Consider the following 17343-nt stretch of genomic DNA (forward strand, 5'->3'; position numbering starts at 1 on the left):
TCGCATGGACTTCACCCCTTCCGAGGCGTCGGCCGACCTGGCCGCGCTGACCCGGCGGATCCTCGCCGACAGGGCCACCCACGACCCGCACGGCACCGGCGGTTTCGACGCTCCCCTGTGGACGGCGCTGGGCCAGGCGGGCGTGCTCGACGCGGCGCTGCCCTCGTCGCTGGGCGGCGGCGGGTTCGGCCTGCTGGAGCAGTGCGCGGTGCTGACCGAGATCGGCCGGGCGGTGGCCGCGGTCCCCTACCTGCCGTCGATCACGATGGCGGCGTCGGCGCTGGCCGAGTTCGGCACGCCGGAGCTGGTGGACCGCTGGGTGCTGCCGGTGCTGCGGGGAGAACGCGTTCTGGCGGTGGCGCTGACCGGCTTCACCGCCTCGGAGGGGGTCCTTTCGGGCTCGCAGTCCGCGGTGCACTTCGGCGCGTTCGCCCACGGCTTCCTCGTGGCCGCGTCCGGCGAGGTCTTCCTGGTCGACGCGGCGGCCCCGGGCGTCACCGTGCGGCCGCAGCAGACGACCGACCACGCCGACGCTTGCCTGCTCGAGCTGTCCGAAGTTCCCGGGACTTCGCTGGGCGACATCGGCGAATGGCTGCGCCTGCGCGGGACGGTGGGCGTCTGCGCGCAGCAGCTCGGCGTGGTCGAGCGCTCGCTGGAGCTGACGGCGGCGTACGCGGGCGAGCGCAAGCAGTTCGACCACGTCCTCGGCGGGTTCCAGGCGGTCCGCCAGCGCATCGCGGACGCGTACGTGGACGTCGAAGCGGTGCGCCTGACGTCGCTGCAGGCCGCGTGGCGGCTGGCGTCGGACCTCCCGCCGGCCGAGGCCGTGGCGACGGCGAAGTTCTGGGCGGCGGAGGCCGGCCACCGGGTCGCGCACACGACCGTCCACCTGCACGGCGGCGTCGGCATCGACGTCGACCACGAGGTGCACCGCTACTTCACGGCCGCGAAGCGCCTGGAGTTCCTGCTCGGCTCGGCGACTCCCCAGCTCCTGGCCCTGGGCGACGAGCTGGCGGGCCGGTAGCTACTTCGCCGCGTACGTCCAGAACTCGCGCATCAGCGGGGTCGGCTCCGGACTGGTCAGCTCCACCTGCGTGAGCAGGACCGTGACGGTACCCGTCGCCGGGACCAGGTGCGCCGCCGTGCCCGCCCCGCCGACCCGGCCGTAGCGGCCCGCCACCTCCCAGGGGTGCTTCGGCTCGACGTCGACCGCACCGCCGTAGCCCCAGCCCTGGCCGTGCAGGAACGGCCGCGCCGCCGCGCGCTGGGCCGGCGTCAGGTGGTCGGCCGTCAGCCGGCGCACGGACTCCGGCCGCAGCAGCCGGTGGTCGCCGACCGTGCCCTCGGCCAGCACGAACCGGGCGAACGCGAGGAGGTCGCCCGCCGTCGAAACCAGCCCGGCCGCCCCGGACGGGAACTTCGGCGGGGCACACCACCGGCCCTCCGGCGAGTCGACCAGCTGCAGGCCGTGGTCACGGCGGCGGTAGGCGCTGGTGAACCGGCCCAGCGCCGCCGTCGGCACGGCGAAGCCGGTGTCGGCCATGCCCAGCGGCTCGAACAGCCGCTCCGCCAGGAACTCCGGCAGCGGCCGGCCCGTCACCCGCGCGATCAGCACGCCCTGCAGGTCCGAGCCGGTGGCGTAGAGCCACGCCTCGCCCGGCTGGTGCAGCAGCGGCACCTGGGCCAGCGCCGCCAGCCACTCGTCCGGCGACAGCCCGCGCGGCGCCGCGGCCGGATGGCCCAGCACCTGGAGCAGCAGGTCGACGGCCGGCAGCGTCGTGTCCGCCGCGAGGCCGTACCCGCAGCGGGAACCCAGCACGTCGGCCACCGTGATCGGCCGGACGGCGGGCACGACGTCGTCGACCGGCCCGGCCGGCGTCCGGACCACCACCGGCGACGCCAGCTCCGGCAGCCACCGCGCCACCGGGTCGTCCAGCGCCAGCTCGCCGTCGTCGACCAGGAGCAGCAGCGCCGCGGCCACGACCGGCCCGGTCAGCGCCCCGACGCGGAACAGCGAGTCCGGCGCCATCGGCACGATGCCCTCGGCGTCGGCCGCCCCCACGGCCGCGACCTCGGCCTGCCCGCCGTGCGCCACCAGCGCCACCGCACCCGGCACGTCCGCGGCGTGCCGGGTCAGCACCTCGGTCAGCGTGCCCATGGTCAGTCCAGGGGGTTGATGGCGCGCAGGCGCCGCGGGCCGGTGTCGGGACGGGACGGCGGCGGCCCCAGCACGAGCCGCGCGTTGGCGACGAAGGCGCCGTCCGGCGAGGCCAGGATCGGGTCCAGCACGAGCGACCGCACCTCCGGGTTGTCCTCGGCCAGCGCGGCCACGCGCAGCACCATGTCCTGCAGCGCGGCGAGGTCGGCGGGCTCGTCGCCGCGGTAGCCGGTGAGCAGCGGCGCGGTCCGCGGCTCGCGCAGCAGCGTCGCCGCGTCGACGTCGGTGAGCGGCACGGCGCGGTAGGCGCGGTCGCCCAGCAGCGTGCTGACCAGCCCGGACAGCCCGAACGACACCAGCGTTCCGAACGACGGGTCGTCCTGCAGCCCGATCACGCACGACAGGCCCTTCGGCGCCATCCGCTGGACGTACACGTCGTCGTCGCCGGAGATCTCGCGCAGCGTTTCGTAAGCCGTGCGCACCGAGTCTTCGGACGCCAGGTCGAGCCGCACCCCGGCCAGGTCGGGCCGGCCGCGCAGCCGCTCGTCGACCGCCTTGAGCGTCACCGGGTAGCCCAGCTCGGCCGCCGCCGTCACCGCTTCGTCCACAGTGGACGCGACGCGGAACGGGACGACGTCGATGCCGTAGCAGCCCAGCAAGCGCACGACGTCGGTGTCCGACAGCAGCGTCGTCCTGCCGCTTTCGGACTCCAGCAGTTCGCGCACGATGCCCTGCGCCTGCTCGGTGTGCATGCCGGCCGGGCGCACCAGCGTGCCCTGCGGGCGCTGCCGCCAGGCCGCGTACCGGACGACCCGGGCAAGGGAGTTCACGGCGCGTTCCGGGCTCGGGTACGACGGGATCGAGCCGCGCGCCGGCACGCCGTCGTCCGACAGCTCGGCGAGTTCGTCGGGCACGCCTTCGGCGGCGAGGAACGTCGAGACGATCGGCTTGCGCTCCCCCAGTTCGACGGTTTCGCGGAGAGCGCGGGCGTACGCGGTGCCCGGGATCGCCACCGGCGGCGCGAACACGACGACCAGCGCGTCGGTGTCCGGCGAGGCGAGCGCCTCGCCGACCGCCTTGGCGAAGTCGTCCGGCCCGGCCTGCGGGCCGACGTCGACCGGGTCGAAGGCCAGGCGCAGGCCCTGCATCCGCGCGGTGTCGGCGGCGAGCAGGCCGATCGCGCTGGAGTTGCCGACGATGGCGACCCGCGGCCCGGCGGGCAGCGGCTGGTGGGCGAACACGAGCGCGGTGTCGAACAGCTGCGCCAGCGACTCCACGCGCACGACGCCGGCCTGCTCGAACAGCGCCTGGACGCTGGCTTCGTCGATCTCCGTCGACGTCGCCGCCAGCTGCGGGCGGACGGCGTGCCGCCCGGACTTCACGGCGACGATCGGCTTGGTCCTCGCCAGCCTTCTGGCCAGGCGCGCGAACTTCCTCGGATTGCCGAAGGACTCCAGGTACAGCAGGACGAGGTCGGTGTCCGGGTCGGTTTCCCAGTACTGCAGCAGGTCGTTGCCGGAGACGTCGGCGCGGTTGCCCGCCGAGACGAACGTCGACAGGCCGAGGCCGCGCGACTCGGCGTCGGCGAGGATCGCGGTGCCCAGCGCACCGGACTGGCAGAAGAACCCGGTGCGCCCGCGCCCGGGCAGCCGCGGCGCGAGGGTGGCGTTGAGCCGGATGCTCGGCGCGGTGTTCAGCACGCCCAGCGCGTTCGGGCCGACGACACGCATGCCGTGCGCCCGCGCCTCCCCGACGAGCCGCAGCTCGGCGTGCAGGCCGTGCGGCCCGGCCTCGGCGAAGCCGCTGGAGAGGATCAGCAGCGTCTTGACGCCCTTCGCGAGGCAAGCGTCCAAAACGGACTCGACGGCCTCGGCGGGCACCGCGACGACGGCCAGGTCGACCGGGTCCGGGATGTCCAGCACCGACGGGTACGCGCGGACGCCGCGGACCGAGCGGTGCTCCGGGTTGACCGGGTAGACGGTGCCGGTGAACGAGGCGACCAGCAGGTTCGCGAACGCGGCGTGCCCGACCTTGCCCGGCTCGGCCGACGCGCCGATCACCGCGACCGACGCCGGGTGCAGCAGGTTGTGCACGCTGCGCGCCTCGGCGGCCTGTTCGCGGGAGCGCGCGACGGCGAGCGACTCCTCGGTCGGATCGATGTCGAACTCCAGGTGCAGCACGCCTTCCTCGATCTCGCGGCTGACCTGGTAGCCGGCGTCGCGGAAGACCCGCACCATGGCGGCGTTCTCGGCCAGCACCTCGGCGACGAACCGCCGCAGCCCGCATTCCGACGCGGCCGCGGCGAGGTGCTCGAGCAGGATCGAGCCGAGCCCGCGGCCCTGGTGCGCGTCGCTGACGACGAACGCCACCTCGGCCGACGGCCCGCCGTCGAGCCGCTCGTACCGGCCGACCGCGACGATGTCGTCGCCCAGGAAGGCGGCGAACGCGACCCGGTCGTGGTGGTCGACCGTCGAGAAGCGCTTCAGGTCCTTTTCGGGGATCCGCGGGTAGGCGCCGAAGTAGCGGAAGTAGCGCGTGCGTTCGGAGAGCTTGCCGTGGAACGCGACCAGGCCGTCGGCGTCGGTGGGCACGACCGGGCGCAGGTGGACGGTGCCGCCGTCGGACAGCACGACGTCGGCCTCCCAGTCGCGGGGGTAGTCGAAGGGGTCGCGGCCGGCCATGGTCAGTCCCTGGGGTCGTCCGGGTCGAGGCCGTGCAGCGGGAAGACGGCGCGGCGGGTGTCCCGGATGGCGATGTCGACCGGGTCGTCCTCGCCGTCGCCCCACGGCTTGAACCCGGTCTCGCGCTCGTCGGTCATCGCGCGCGGCAGTTCGGCGTGCGGCGCGGCGTTCGTGACGGTCGAAACCCAGCCGGGCGGCAGCGGCGTCGCCGGGTCGACGTCCCGGTCGAGGACGGTGGCGATCAGGTGCGTCCACGACCGCGGCACGACCCGGATCAGCTGGTACCCGCCCCCGCCGACGGCGATCCACTTGCCGCCGGCGTAGGTCTCGGCGAGGTCGCGGAGGGTGCGGTAGATGGTCCGGTGCCCGTCGACGCTCAGCGAGAGGTCGGCGAGCGGGTCCTCCTCGTGCGAATCGACCCCGCACTGCGTGAACAGCAGCTGCGGCTCGAAGTCGGCGAGGAGCGACGGGACGACGGCGTTGAAGGCACGCAGCCAGCCCGGGTCCTGCGTGCGCGGCGGCAGCGGCACGTTGACGGCGGTGCCGTCGGCCTTGCCGCGGCCGGTCTCGGCGGAGTAGCCGGTGCCCGGCCAGAGCGTGAAGGGATGCTGGTGCATCGAGATCGTGAGGACGCGCGGGTCGTCGTAGAAGGCGGCCTGGACGCCGTCGCCGTGGTGGACGTCGGTGTCGATGTAGGCGATCCGCTCGAAGCCGTGGTCGAGCAGCCAGCTGATGGCGACGGCGCAGTCGTTGTAGACGCAGAACCCGGACGCCTGGTCCCGCATGGCGTGGTGCAGCCCCCCGGCGATGTTGACCGCGCGCGTGGCCGCCCCCTCGGCGACCTTCCGCGCGGCGAGTAGCGTCGAGCCGACGACCAGCGCGGACGCGTCGTGCATGTCGGAGAAGACGGGGTTGTCGGAAGTCCCGAGCCCATGCCCGACATCCCACCCGACGAGCGGCGCCTCCCGCACGGCGGCGATGTATTCGGGAGCGTGGATCCGGAGGAGCTCCTCGCCCCCGGCCCCGGTGGGCACCAGCAGCGGAACGTTGTCGAGCACCCCGAGCTCGGTGGCCAGCCGCACGGTCAGCTCCAGCCGGACGGGGTTGAACGGATGCTCCCCGCCCAGGTCATAACCGAGCAGAGCGGAGTCCCAAACAACAGCCGGCGACATACCGCCCGACTCTAGTGCCGATGCCGGCGATCGCCGACCGGGAAATCGCGCGGAACCGGCGGCGCCCGGCGAGGCCGGCCATCCAGCGCGGAGCGCCCGCTCCCCACCGGATGGCCGGACGTCCGGATCACGCCGTCAGGGCTTGACCCACAGTTCGATGACGTAGCCGGGGTTCCGCGAGGTGACCCAGCAGCCGAAGGTGCCCCAGGCGCCGCCCTCGACACCTTCCACCGCCCTGGCGTTGCACTGGTCGCAGACCGCGTTGTAGACGCCTCCGTAGTACGTCGCCACGTACGAGGTCAGGACGTTGTGGTTGATCTGGTCGAAGCACTGCAGTCCGGCGATCGGCACGGAAGACGAGCTCTGTGTCACCGACACGCCCGGGCTCTCCTGCGCGATCGCCGGGGTCCCCGGCAGCACCGCGCCCAGCAAGGCAGCGACCGCAGCAAGGCTGCAGGTGATGTTCCGGCTGATTTTCATCCACCCTCCCCTGGTCGGGTTCCCGGCCGGCGCCGGGAACTGTCGGAAACTTGCGAAAAAGCTCCCGACTTGCCCAGAAAAGCACGAAGTTGACCTTGAGCCGTACCGCCATTCAGGCAGCTGGACATCACCGCATCGGGGGATCAGCCCGGCAGGGTGCCCGTCGCGGCCGGGCGGTGCGGGTCGCGGGACCAGTGGGACCACGAGCCCGCGTACAGGCCCGCGCCCGGGTGGCCCGCCAGCTCCAGGGCCAGGACCACCGAACTGGCCGTCACCCCCGAGCCGCAGTACGCGCCGACCGGCTCGCCCGGGCGCAGGCCCAGGTCCGCGAAGCGGGCCGCCAGCTCTTCGGGCGCGCGCCAGTGGCCGTCGTCGGTGGTGTGGCCGGCGAACGGGGCGTTCACCGCGCCCGGGATGTGGCCCGCCCGTGGGTCGACCGGCTCGGTCTCGCCCGTGTAGCGCGGGTTCGCCCGGGCGTCGAGCAGCAGGCCGTCGCGGGCCAGGGCCGCGGCCTCGTCCGCGTCGAGCACCGGCATCGCGCCCGGCCGGACCGTGAGGTCGCCCGGCTCCGGCCGCGCCGCGTCCGTGCTCACCGGGTGGCCGTCGGCCGTCCACGCCGCGTAGCCGCCGTCGAGCACCGCCACCTCCTCGTGGCCGGCCCAGCGCAGCAGCCACCACGCCCGGGCCGCCACCGAACCGTCCGCGTCGTCGTAGACGACCACCGGCGCGCCCGCCCGCACGCCGGCCGCGCGCAGGTCGCGCTGCAGGGCGGCCGGGTCGGGCAGCGGGTGCCGGCCACCCTCGCCCGGCTCACCGGCGAGCACGCGGTCGAGGTCCGTGAAGACCGCGCCGGGCACGTGGCCTTCGCGGTAGGAATCGGCGCCGGGCGGGCCGGCGAGCCGCCAGCGGACGTCGAGGACCACGGGCCGGTCCCCCGCCGGGCCGGCCAGCGCGGCGGCGAGGTCGGTGGTGCTGATCAGCGGACGCATGCCTCCCATCTTCCAGCGGTCCGCCACCCGGCCGCTGCCGGGTTCCGGCACAAGGCCCACCGGCGAGTTGTTATCCCTGAGGGCCGCCGCCGCTGTCGGGGTCAACGACTACGATGAGCGACGCGGACGAAGGGGACAGCGTGAACGATCTCATCGACACCACCGAGATGTACTTGCGTACCATCTACGAGCTTGAAGAAGAGGGTGTCGTTCCGCTGCGCGCCCGCATCGCCGAGCGCCTGCAGCAGAGCGGCCCGACGGTGAGCCAGACCGTCGCCCGGATGGAGCGGGACGGCCTGGTGGTGGTGGCCGACGACCGGCACCTCCAGCTGACCGACCACGGCCGCGAGCTGGCCATCGCCGTCATGCGCAAGCACCGGCTGGCCGAGCGCCTCCTCGTCGACGTCATCGGGCTCGAGTGGGAGCACGTGCACAACGAGGCGTGCCGCTGGGAGCACGTGATGAGCGAGGCCGTCGAGCGCAAGCTGGTCAAGCTGCTCGACCACCCGACCACCTCCCCGTACGGCAACCCGATCCCGGGCCTGGACAAGCTGGGTGACGGCGACCCGGCACCGCCCGCCGAGGCCGACCTCGTCCGCCTGGACGAGTTCGCCCGCACCGGTGGCGGCCGCGTCGAGATCCGGCGCATCGCCGAGCACGTCCAGCTGGACGAGTCGCTGATGACCGAGCTCAAGTCCGTCGGCATCGTGCCGGGCGGCACGGTCACCGTCGGCAAGGCCAACGGCGGCACCATCGAGGTCACCGGCGGGGACAACACCGCCCAGGTCGCCAGCTCCGCGCTGCACGCCGTCCTGGCGCAAGCCAGGTGAGCCCGGCTTCCGATGCCGCGGCGGCGTTCCGCACGGTGCACGGCGGCGAGCCCGCCGGCGTGTGGTCCGCGCCGGGGCGCGTCAACCTGATCGGCGAGCACACCGACTACAACGACGGCTTCGTGCTGCCGTTCGCCCTGCCGCACCGCCTCGCCGCGGCCGCGACGCCCCGCGAGGACGGCGTCCTGTCCGTGGCCACCCTGGGTGACGACGGCCAGCTCCAGCGCTCCGGCGAGCTCAAGATCGCCGACCTGGCGCCGGGCACGGTCGACGGGTGGGCCGCGTACCCGGCGGGGGTCGCCTGGGTGCTGCGCGACCAGGGCTTCTCGGCCGGCGCCGACCTGGTCATCGCGGGCGACGTGCCCTCGGGGGCAGGACTCTCCTCTTCGCACGCGCTCGAATGCGCGGTCTCGCTCGCGTTGCTCGGGCTGGCCGGGCTGGAGCTGGGCACCCCCGGTGACCGCGTGCCGACGCGGCCCGAGGTGGCGCGGTGGGTCCAGCGCTCGGAGAACGACTTCGTCGGCGCGCCCACCGGCCTGCTCGACCAGACGGCGTCCCTCTGCTGCACCGAATCGCACGTGCTGTTCCTCGACGTCCGCTCGGGCGAGCAGGAGCAGGTGCCGTTCGGCCTGGCCGAGGCCGGGCTGCAGGTCCTGATCATGGACACCCGCACGAAGCACTCGCACGCCGAGGGCGGGTACGGCGAGCGTCGCCGCGGCACCGAACGGGCGGCGGAGCTGCTCGAGGTCAAGGCGCTGCGCGACGTCACCGTCGAGGGTCTCGAGGACGCCCTCGGCCGGCTGCCTGCCGAGCTGGTGCCGCTCGTGCGGCACGTCGTCACCGAGAACCAGCGGGTGCTCGAGGTGGTCGAGCTGCTGCGGGCCGGGCGCCTCGCGGAGATCGGCCCGTACCTGGACGCTTCGCACGTCAGCATGCGCGACGACTACCGGATCTCCACGGCCGAGCTGGACCTGGCGGTCGACTCGGCGCGGGAAGCCGGCGCGCTCGGCTCCCGGATGACCGGGGGCGGCTTCGGCGGCTCGGCGATCGCGCTGGTCCGCGACGCCGACCTGGACGGGGTCAAGGCGGCCGTCGAGGCGGCGTACGAGAAGGCCGGCTACCGGCGGCCGCGGATGTTCACCGCGGTGCCGTCCCGGGGTGCCGGGCGCGACGAGATCTGAGGCCGCGCCGGTCCGCCCGGGGCAACCCCCGCGCGGACCCGCGCGTCGCCGGGGGTGAAGACTGTGGCGCACAGTCACCACCCTGAGCAGGAAGGCCTGGACGTGTCGGAGCAGAGCAACGCCCTGAAACTGGTCGTGACGGGCGGAGCCGGGTACATCGGCAGCGTCTGCGCCGCCCGGCTGATCGAGGCCGGGCACCAGGTCACCGTGGTCGACGACCTCTCCACCGGGCACGCCGACGCCGTCCACCCGGACGCGCGGTTCATCGAGGGTGACGCGGCCGAGGTGGCGGGCAGCCTGCTGCGCGAGGGTTTCGACGGCGTGCTGCACTTCGCGGCCAAGTCGCTGGTCGGCGAGTCGATGGCGGAGCCGACGAAGTACTGGGAGGGCAACGCCGTCACGTCGCTGCGGCTGCTCGAGGCCATGCACGAGCACGGCACGCCACGCCTGGTGTTCTCCTCGACGGCGGCCGCGTACGGCGAGCCGGAGCAGTCGCCGATCCCGGAGTCGGCGCCGACCCGGCCGACCAACACCTACGGCGCGACGAAGCTCGCGATCGACCACGCGATCACCAGCTTCGCCGGCGCGCACGGACTGGCGGCCGTGAGCCTGCGTTACTTCAACGTCGCGGGCGCGTACGGCGCCTTCGGGGAGCGCCACACCACGGAAACCCATCTCATTCCTCTCGTCCTGCAGGTCGCCTCGGGCGACCGCGAGCGCATCCAGATCTTCGGCGACGACTACCCGACGCCGGACCACACCGCGATCCGCGACTACATCCACGTCGTGGACCTCGCGGACGCGCACCTGCTGGCGCTGAAGCACGCGACGGCGGGTGAGCACCGCATCTACAACCTGGGCAACGGCACCGGGTTCTCCGTGCTCGAGGTGATCGAGGCCTGCCGCGAGGTCACCGGCCACCCGATCCCGGCGGCGGTGGCCCCGCGCCGGTCGGGCGACCCGTCGGTCCTCGTGGCGGCCAGCGACCGGGCCCGCGAGGACCTGGGCTGGAAGCCGGAACGCACCGAGCTGACCGGGATCGTGCGCGACGCTTGGGAGTTCGCCCAGGCCCGGCAGACCGCGCGGGGCTGATTCCACGCCTGGGTCGCCTCAGCTGCGGCCCGGGCCCCGCGTCCGGGGCCGGGGCTTGAGTCCGGGGCCGGGGCTTGGGCTGACGGCGATCCGGCCCGGGAGCCGAAACGCACCACAGCTGGGGAGCTTCGCCCAGCCCTGGCAGACCGCCCGGGCGCCCAGCCGTGGCCGCCGGGCGATCCGGCCCGAGCAAACCGGGCCCGGAAGCCAGAGCGCACCGGCGCCAGGGCGGCCGCCCAGACCCGGCAGCCCGCCCGGACCGGGCAGCCGCAGCTCGGCCACAAGGCACCGCGTCGGCAGCCGGCAGGCGTCGGTCAGGATGAGTCTTTCCGCGCTTCCGAGTGTCCGAACGCGACACCCGACGGCAGGCACGGACCCGGCTCGGCGAAGTCCGCCGGGGCGAGGCCGAAGCCGGACATGCCCGTGGGGTCCGCGGCCAACGCCAGGCCCAGGAGCTGTTCCGGTGGGAAGCCGTGGTTCAGCACCTTCGTCAGCAGCTGGGCCAGGACGTGGTCCGGCGCCGCTTCCAGGGCGTTCTCCAGGGCCATGCCCGCGAACGTGCCGTCACCGCGCATGTAGGCCGTGTAGCCCAGCAGGGCCGCCGCCTCGGCGCGCTCGGGAGCCGGGAGCTCCTGGACCAGCATCAGCCACAGGCGCTCCGCCTCGCGCGCGGCCGGGGTGTGGGACGGGACCGCCATCGCCAGGCAGACGTCCCGGATCTCGGGGATCGTCAGGGCGCTCGCCAACTGGACCGCTTCTTCGTCCGTCGGCGGGTCTTCACCGCGCAGCTGACGCTCGAACGCCGCTCGGATCACCGACGCCGCGTCGGACACCGCGGTGGCTTCCGGCCACGGCAACGAGGACTGCGCGGACAGCGCCTCCGCCCGGCGGGCGAGCGCTTCCGGTGACCGCGGGGCCAGCAGCGCCGCCAGCTCGTCGCGGCTGTCGAACGCCACGGTGCCGTCCTCCGTCGCGGCCGCCGCCAGCACCGTCGCGCGCGGGTCCGGCAGTTCGCCGCCGCAGTCTTGGTCCGCGTAACAGCCCCAGGGCGCGCCCTCGGTGATGTTCTCGGCCCACATCGCGTGCAGCACCGGGAGACCGAGCTCGCCCAGCGCGTCCGCCAGCTCCTCGACGAACCCCGCGTGCGGCGGCGCGCTGCCGGGTCTTCGCCGTCCGCCGACGACCACCAGCGTCACGCCGGTGTGGGGTGCCAGGGCGAACCGTGGCGCGAGCGCCCTGGCCTGCCGGGCCCGGTCTTCGCGGCGGGGGAGGTCGCCGCGCAGGACCAGGCCGATGCGGTTGCCCGCCGGGGCGCGGTGGCCGAGCAGGACGACGGAGTTCTCGGGCCGGAACCCGATCAGGTACGGGAGCGCTGCCAGCAGCTGCGCGGGGCTTCGGAGGTTGACCGGCGGCCGGCCGGTCGGAGTGGCAGTGGTCATGCCTCCACGATGGGGCAGGACGGGGCCGGCCGGGGCGGTGGCGGCAAATCTGTGGATCGTCGGGGCCGATGTGGACGGATCCGGCCGGCGGCCGGCCGGACAGCGGGTTTCTGTCGGTGGGGCGGGCTAGGCTGCCCGGCCCCACCGACCGGCTCGGCTCAGCCGCAGTGCTCGAAACCGCTTTCGTAGGTGTTGCTGCCCACCGAACCGCCCCACTTCACGCAGGTGGCGTCGGCGGTCTTCTTCACCGGCCCGGCGTAGTAGGTGAAGCTGCCCGAGTCGGTCACCCGCGCCGACCCCTGGACCTCGAGGAACGCCGAGACCGGGCTGGCCGTGCCCAGCGACGTCGCCTTGAGCGTGGTCACGCAGTTCGCCTTGGTCGAGGCGTTGTACAGCAGGTACGCCGTGCCCGACGAGTTCGCCAGCGCCTGCTGGTCGACCACGGAGAAGCCGGCGCCGCAGACCTCTTCGGCCGAGTACGGGTTGCCGCCGCAGTTGTTCTTGCTGGTGAAGTCCGTGTGGCCGTAGTAGGGCACGGCGACGCCGTTCAGCTTCGCCTTCTGGACCACGCTGTTCAGCCGCTCTTCGAAGTGCAGGTGCGGCCCGGTGACGCCGCCGGTCGCGCCCGCCTTGCCGATCTCCTTGCCGAGCCCGACGGTCTGCCCGACCGAGACCTCCTGGGCGGACAGGTGCGCGTACCGGGTGCGCCAGCCGCCGCCGTGGTCCAGCTCGATCCACTTGCCGTAGCTCGTGCTGCCCTCGTCGGCCACCCGCGTGACCGTGCCCGACGCCGCGGCGAGCACCGGCATGCCCGTGATGCCCGACTTCTGGAAGTCGACCGAGTACTCGGGGCTGTGGCCGCTGAACGTCGCCGCGGTCACGGTGACCCCGCACTTGAACGGCACCTGGAAGTTCGGCGCGGCCGAGGCCGTCGCCTGGCCGGCGAGGGTGAGGCCGAGCGCGGGCAGCGCCGCGGCGGCGGCGAACACGGCGAGCCGTCGCAACCTGGACATGGGGGAACCTCCTGACGAACGGGACATCTCGACACCGCACAGTGAAGCCCCCGTCGGTACATTTTCCGTACAAGCACCCAGCGGAGGCACCGAGGATGATCAGCAGACGAGCCGGGCTCCCCCAGGTCCAGGACTGGGTGCGCTGGGGGTTCGTCGCGGTGCCGATGTTCGCCGCGATGCCCCGCGCGAACGCGCTCGCCTGGATCCTGATCGGCATCACCCTGGTCTTGTCGCTGCCGCTGCTGTGGATCTACGACGTCGGCAGCCGCCGCCTGCTGCCCGTGGCGACCGTCGCCGTGATCGGCGCCGCCGGTGCGCTGTGGGCGGTCGTGCCGAACAGCTTCGCCTCCGTGACGATGTTCGCCACCACCTTCTTCGTGGTGATCCGGCAGCCGGCGGTGCCGATCGTGCTCGCCGTCGCGATCGACCTGGCCGCGATCACGTTCTGGGCCGGCTACCACCACGCCTGGGGCGGTGCGCTGCCGACGTACGCGATCGTCGCCGTGATCGTCCTGCTCGGCCTGAACCGCCGGACCCGGCTGGCCAAGATCGAGCAGACCGAGCTGGCGCTGGCCCGCGCGCAGACCGCCAGCGAGGAGCACGCCCGCGCGGCCGCCCTCGCCGAACGCGCCCGCATCGCCCGCGAGCTGCACGACGTCCTGGCGCATTCGCTGGCCGGGCTCTCGCTGAACCTGCAGGGCGCCCGGCTCATGCTGGTGCGCGACGGGGCGAGCCCGGACGCCGTCGCGCAGATCGAACGGGCGCAGAAGCTGGCGTCGGAAGGCCTCGCCGAGGCTCGGAAAGCCGTCGCCGCGCTGCGCGAAGACGCCGTCCCGGTCGAACGCACGATCGCGGACCTGCTGGCCGCGTACCGGCTCGACAGCGGCGCCCGGGCGGACCTGACCGTCGAGGGCGAGCCTCGCGACCTCGACGCGGCGGTCGGCACCGCCCTGGTCCGCGCGGTCCAGGAAGCGCTGGCGAACACGCGCAAGCACGCGGCGCAGGCCGACGTCGACGTAACGCTGGACTACGGCTCCGGGAGCGTCGCGCTGACCGTGGCCGACCGGCAGGGCAGGCGCCCGCCGGACGCGCCGGCGGCAGGCTACGGTTTGCGCGGGATGAGCGAACGGGTCGCGCTGCTCGACGGGCGCTTCGAGAGCGGGCCGGGGGAGGACGGATGGCGGATTCACCTGACGGTGCCGGCGTGACGTTGCGCGTCGTGCTGGCCGACGACCAGGCGGTCGTCCGGGAAGGCCTGGTCACGCTGCTCGGGCTGCTGCCGGGCGTCGAGGTGGTCGGCGCCGCCGCCGACGGGCTGGCCGCGCTGGACCTCGTCGCCGCGCACCACCCCGACGTCGTGCTGGTCGACCTGCGGATGCCCCGCTGCGACGGGGTCGAGACCACCGAACGGATCCGCGCCGAGCACCCGGGGACCGAGGTCGTCGTGCTCACCACGTACGCCGACGACGAGTCGCTGCTGGCCGCGTTGCGCGCCGGGGCCCGCGGGTTCCTGACGAAGGACGCCGACGCCGAGGCGATCGCCAGGGCCCTGCGCTCGGCCGCCGCCGGGCAGTCCACAGTGGACGGCGAGCTGCAGCGGCGGCTCGTCGACGCCGCCACCCGCAGCACGCCCAAGCGGGTCAAGGAGATCGAAGGCCTGACCGCCCGCGAGATCGAGGTGCTGCGGCTGATCGCGGCGGGGCTGTCGAACACGGAGATCGCGCGCACGCTCGTGGTGAGCGAGGCGACGGTGAAGACCCACGTGAACCACCTGTTCACCAAGGCCGGGCTGCGGGACCGCGCGCAGGCGGTCGCCTTCGCCTACCGGGCGGGCATCGCGGACTAGAGCAGTCGCTGGGTGAACCCCGCCGCGGCCAGCCGGCCGAACGCCCGCGCCACGCCCGCCGGGATCGCCTGCGGGATCGCGAAACCCCGCTCGGCGTACGCGGTGATCCGCTGGGTCTCGCCGACGAGCATGCTGATCACCCGTTCGGCGTCCTCTTCGCCGGTGAGGTGGTCCTCGAACGACACCGCCTTGGACGCGCACACGACGTCGACGCCGGGCCAGCGCCGCTTCGCCGTGGCGTAGGCCCGGCGTTGCTGGTACGGCCGCGTCACCAGCGTCACCGACCGGATCGCCCGCCCGGCCAGCAGCCGGCGGGTGAGCTCGATGTTCTCCCCCGTGTTGCGCGCCGCGGGCTCGACCAGGATGACGTCGTCGGGGACGCCCAGCTCCAGCGCGATTTCGCGGTAGTGGACCGCTTCGCCGCGCGGGAAGCGCTCGACCGTCGTCGGCGCGTTGGCGCCCGTGAAGACGACGAGCGGGAACCGGCCCGCCCGGAACAGCTCGGCCGTGTGGACGGCGACGCCGGGATCGCGGCTGCCGAGCCCGATCCCGACGTCGGAGCGCCGTGGTGCGTGCCGCAGGTCGTGGTACTCCCACAACGTGCGGACGTCGGCGTCCAGGTGGTCCGGCAGCATCAGCCGAACGCGGCTCGCAGCGCCGGCTTGCCCCCCGTGACCGGGAGCGTCACCGACGTCTTCGTCAGGTCGAGCGCCAGGCCCGCGCCCGGTTTCGGCCGCAGTGTGTAGTCGTGGTCGCTCGAGGCGAGGAGGAACTCCAGCCGGTGGCCCGCCGCGAGGACGTAGTCCTTCGGCATCAGCTCGACGCCGATCTTGTACGTCTTCCCGGGCGTGATCGGCTCGGTGCGGGCGGGCGACGTGCGGTTCTGCGGGTCGGTCCAGCCGCGGCTGATCACGTGGGACGTGCCGTCGGGGGCGCGGTCGAGCAGGATCGCCGAGACGTTCGCCGCGGGCCGGTCGAAGGCCAGCGCCAAGTCGGCGCGCGCGGTCCCGGAGAGACGTACAGCCTGCTTCGCCGCTGAAGTCGCGTACAGCAGGCGGTTGCCCGACGACGCCAGGCCGGCCAGCTGCTCGATCGTCTTCGACGAGTCGTCGGCCAGGGTTTCGACGGCCGCGGTGCCCGGCACCGGGTTGCGCGTGTCGAGGGTGCCCTTCGCCTTGCCGCCCGGCCACGGGTAGACGCGGACGTCGGCCGTCGTCGGCGCCGGCCAGTCCGCTTCGTCGACCCAGGACAGGTCTTCGCGCTGGATCGTCGCCTTCGGCTCGTTCTGGATGCCGTTGTCGATGCCGTAGAGGTAGTGCGACATCCACTTGTTCAGCGTCGTGAGCCAGACGTCGCGCCGCAGCGTGTACGGGTCCGCGTGGCCGGACTGGTGCAGCCAGATCTTGTGCTCGACGCCGTGGGCCTTCAGCGCTTCGTACCACTCGGCGACCTGGTCGGTCTTGACGTTCCAGTCGTTGAGGCCGTGCACCGCGAGCACCGACGCGTGCACCTTCGCGACGTCGTTGCGGTAGTTGCGGACGTCCCAGAACGGCGTGTAGTCGCCGGTCACGCGGTCTTGGTCGCGGGTGAGGCCGTCGATCACCGGGCGGCAGACCTGCCGGTCGGCGCGGGTGTAGACGTATTCGGCGAGCACGTCGGCGTCCTCGCCCTGGTAGCCGCCGGCCGCGACGACGGCGCCGTCGTTGCGGTAGTACTGGTACCAGCTGGAGATGGCGGCGATCGGCACGATCGTCTCGAGGCCTTCGACGCCGGTGCTCGCGACGGCGTTGGGCAGCGTCCCGTTGTAGGACACGCCCATCATGCCGGTCTTGCCGGTGCTCCAGTCGGCCTTCGCCGCGGCGCCGTTCGCGTCCTTCGCGGCGGTGCGGCCGTTGAGCCAGTCGACGACCGACCGCGCGCCGATCGTCTCGTTGACGTCACCCGTCGTCGGGCAGCCGGTCGAGAGGCCGGTGCCCAGCGATTCGCCGTAGACGACGGCGAATCCGCGCGCGGTGAAGTAGTCCTGGTAGCGCCAGGTGATCGGGGTGGCCGGGCCGACGCCGTGCGCGGCGACGCGCGGGCCTTCCGGGCCGCGGGCGTACCCGGGTGCGTAGAGCTCGACGTCGACGTCGTGGTTCGCGACGTCGTTGCCGCCGGCGTAGTACGGGCTGGCCTGGTAGACGACGGGCACCTTCAGGCCCTGCTGCGTCGCGCGCGGGCGCACGACCTGGGCGTGCACGAGGTCGTCCTGGCCGTCGTGGTCGCTGTCGACGGGCGCGGTGACCCAGACGTCTTCGCGGATGACGTCGGCGGGGTCGAACACCGGCTGGGCCTGGCCGCCGGAGAACACCGGGGCGGGCAGGGCCGCTTCGGCGGTGACCGCCGTGAGCGGCAGGGTCGCCAGGGCGAGGAGCAGGACTGCGGTTCGTGCGGCTTTCATCAAACCCCCAAGCCGGGCGAAG

15 protein-coding genes are annotated in these 17343 nt (G+C 73.6%); 6 read left to right on the top strand and 9 right to left on the bottom strand.

Features of this window, described 5'->3' with window-relative positions:
• Nucleotides 1–4: 4 nt before the first annotated feature.
• Nucleotides 5–1024: an acyl-CoA dehydrogenase family protein gene (locus ACWEN0_RS16265; RefSeq protein WP_451973797.1), complete on the top strand. Its 1020-nt coding sequence runs from the start codon at nt 5–7 to the stop codon at nt 1022–1024.
• Here ACWEN0_RS16265 and ACWEN0_RS16270 read toward each other — a convergent pair whose 3' ends face one another.
• From ACWEN0_RS16270 to ACWEN0_RS16290, 5 genes are all read right to left on the bottom strand, one after another.
• Nucleotides 1025–2158, bottom strand: a complete 1134-nt coding sequence (locus ACWEN0_RS16270) for a serine hydrolase domain-containing protein (protein WP_451973799.1) — start codon at nt 2156–2158, stop codon at nt 1025–1027. It lies immediately after the preceding gene.
• 2 nt (nt 2159–2160) lie between these two features.
• Nucleotides 2161–4839, bottom strand: coding sequence for a bifunctional acetate--CoA ligase family protein/GNAT family N-acetyltransferase (locus tag ACWEN0_RS16275; RefSeq protein ID WP_451973801.1), 2679 nt, complete (start codon nt 4837–4839; stop codon nt 2161–2163).
• A 2-nt stretch (nt 4840–4841) separates the two neighbouring features.
• Entirely contained in the window at nt 4842–6011 is a 1170-nt protein-coding gene (locus ACWEN0_RS16280) for an acetoin utilization protein AcuC (RefSeq protein WP_451973803.1), read from the bottom strand.
• 135 nt (nt 6012–6146) lie between these two features.
• The gene (locus ACWEN0_RS16285; RefSeq protein WP_451973805.1) at nt 6147–6491 is read right to left on the bottom strand and encodes a hypothetical protein; all 345 of its coding nucleotides are present in this window, start codon (nt 6489–6491) and stop codon (nt 6147–6149) included.
• A 143-nt stretch (nt 6492–6634) separates the two neighbouring features.
• Nucleotides 6635–7480, bottom strand: coding sequence for a sulfurtransferase (locus ACWEN0_RS16290; RefSeq protein ID WP_451973807.1), 846 nt, complete (start codon nt 7478–7480; stop codon nt 6635–6637).
• Nucleotides 7481–7593: 113 nt separating this feature from the next.
• Between ACWEN0_RS16290 and ACWEN0_RS16295 the strand changes: the two genes are divergently transcribed.
• From ACWEN0_RS16295 to galE, 3 genes are all read left to right on the top strand, one after another.
• Nucleotides 7594–8310 (top strand): iron dependent repressor, metal binding and dimerization domain protein, encoded by a 717-nt coding sequence (locus tag ACWEN0_RS16295; protein ID WP_451973809.1) that lies wholly within the window; start codon nt 7594–7596, stop codon nt 8308–8310.
• Entirely contained in the window at nt 8307–9491 is a 1185-nt protein-coding gene (gene galK, locus ACWEN0_RS16300; RefSeq protein WP_451973811.1) for a galactokinase, read from the top strand. The genes ACWEN0_RS16295 and galK overlap by 4 nt, the downstream gene beginning before the upstream one ends.
• Before the next feature lie 102 nt (nt 9492–9593).
• Nucleotides 9594–10583 carry a UDP-glucose 4-epimerase GalE gene (gene galE, locus ACWEN0_RS16305; protein ID WP_451974299.1) on the top strand — a complete coding sequence of 330 codons (990 nt, stop codon included), beginning with the start codon at nt 9594–9596 and terminating at the stop codon, nt 10581–10583.
• A 314-nt stretch (nt 10584–10897) separates the two neighbouring features.
• On the opposite strand, the gene ACWEN0_RS16310 is transcribed toward galE, so the two are convergent.
• Entirely contained in the window at nt 10898–12022 is a 1125-nt protein-coding gene (locus tag ACWEN0_RS16310) for a DUF4192 domain-containing protein (protein ID WP_451973813.1), read from the bottom strand.
• 158 nt (nt 12023–12180) lie between these two features.
• A complete protein-coding gene (locus ACWEN0_RS16315; protein ID WP_451973815.1) occupies nt 12181–13035 on the bottom strand; it encodes a M23 family metallopeptidase in 855 nt (284 codons plus the stop codon).
• A 95-nt stretch (nt 13036–13130) separates the two neighbouring features.
• On the opposite strand from ACWEN0_RS16315, the gene ACWEN0_RS16320 reads away from it, so the two are divergent.
• Nucleotides 13131–14243 (top strand): sensor histidine kinase, encoded by a 1113-nt coding sequence (locus ACWEN0_RS16320; protein WP_451973817.1) that lies wholly within the window; start codon nt 13131–13133, stop codon nt 14241–14243.
• Complete coding sequence (locus ACWEN0_RS16325) at nt 14240–14881, top strand: response regulator (protein ID WP_451974301.1); 642 nt, start codon at nt 14240–14242, stop codon at nt 14879–14881. The genes ACWEN0_RS16320 and ACWEN0_RS16325 overlap by 4 nt, the downstream gene beginning before the upstream one ends.
• On the opposite strand, the gene ACWEN0_RS16330 is transcribed toward ACWEN0_RS16325, so the two are convergent.
• Together ACWEN0_RS16330 and ACWEN0_RS16335 are read right to left on the bottom strand one after the other, a co-directional pair.
• Nucleotides 14878–15516 carry a YdcF family protein gene (locus ACWEN0_RS16330; protein WP_451973819.1) on the bottom strand — a complete coding sequence of 213 codons (639 nt, stop codon included), beginning with the start codon at nt 15514–15516 and terminating at the stop codon, nt 14878–14880. The genes ACWEN0_RS16325 and ACWEN0_RS16330 overlap by 4 nt on opposite strands.
• On the bottom strand, nt 15516–17321 hold the full coding sequence (locus tag ACWEN0_RS16335) for a Xaa-Pro dipeptidyl-peptidase (RefSeq protein ID WP_451973821.1): 1806 nt from the start codon (nt 17319–17321) through the stop codon (nt 15516–15518). Before ACWEN0_RS16335 ends, ACWEN0_RS16330 begins: the two co-directional genes overlap by 1 nt.
• Between the last annotated feature and the right edge of the window lie 22 nt (nt 17322–17343).

Source organism: Amycolatopsis sp. NPDC004378, from assembly GCF_053602455.1.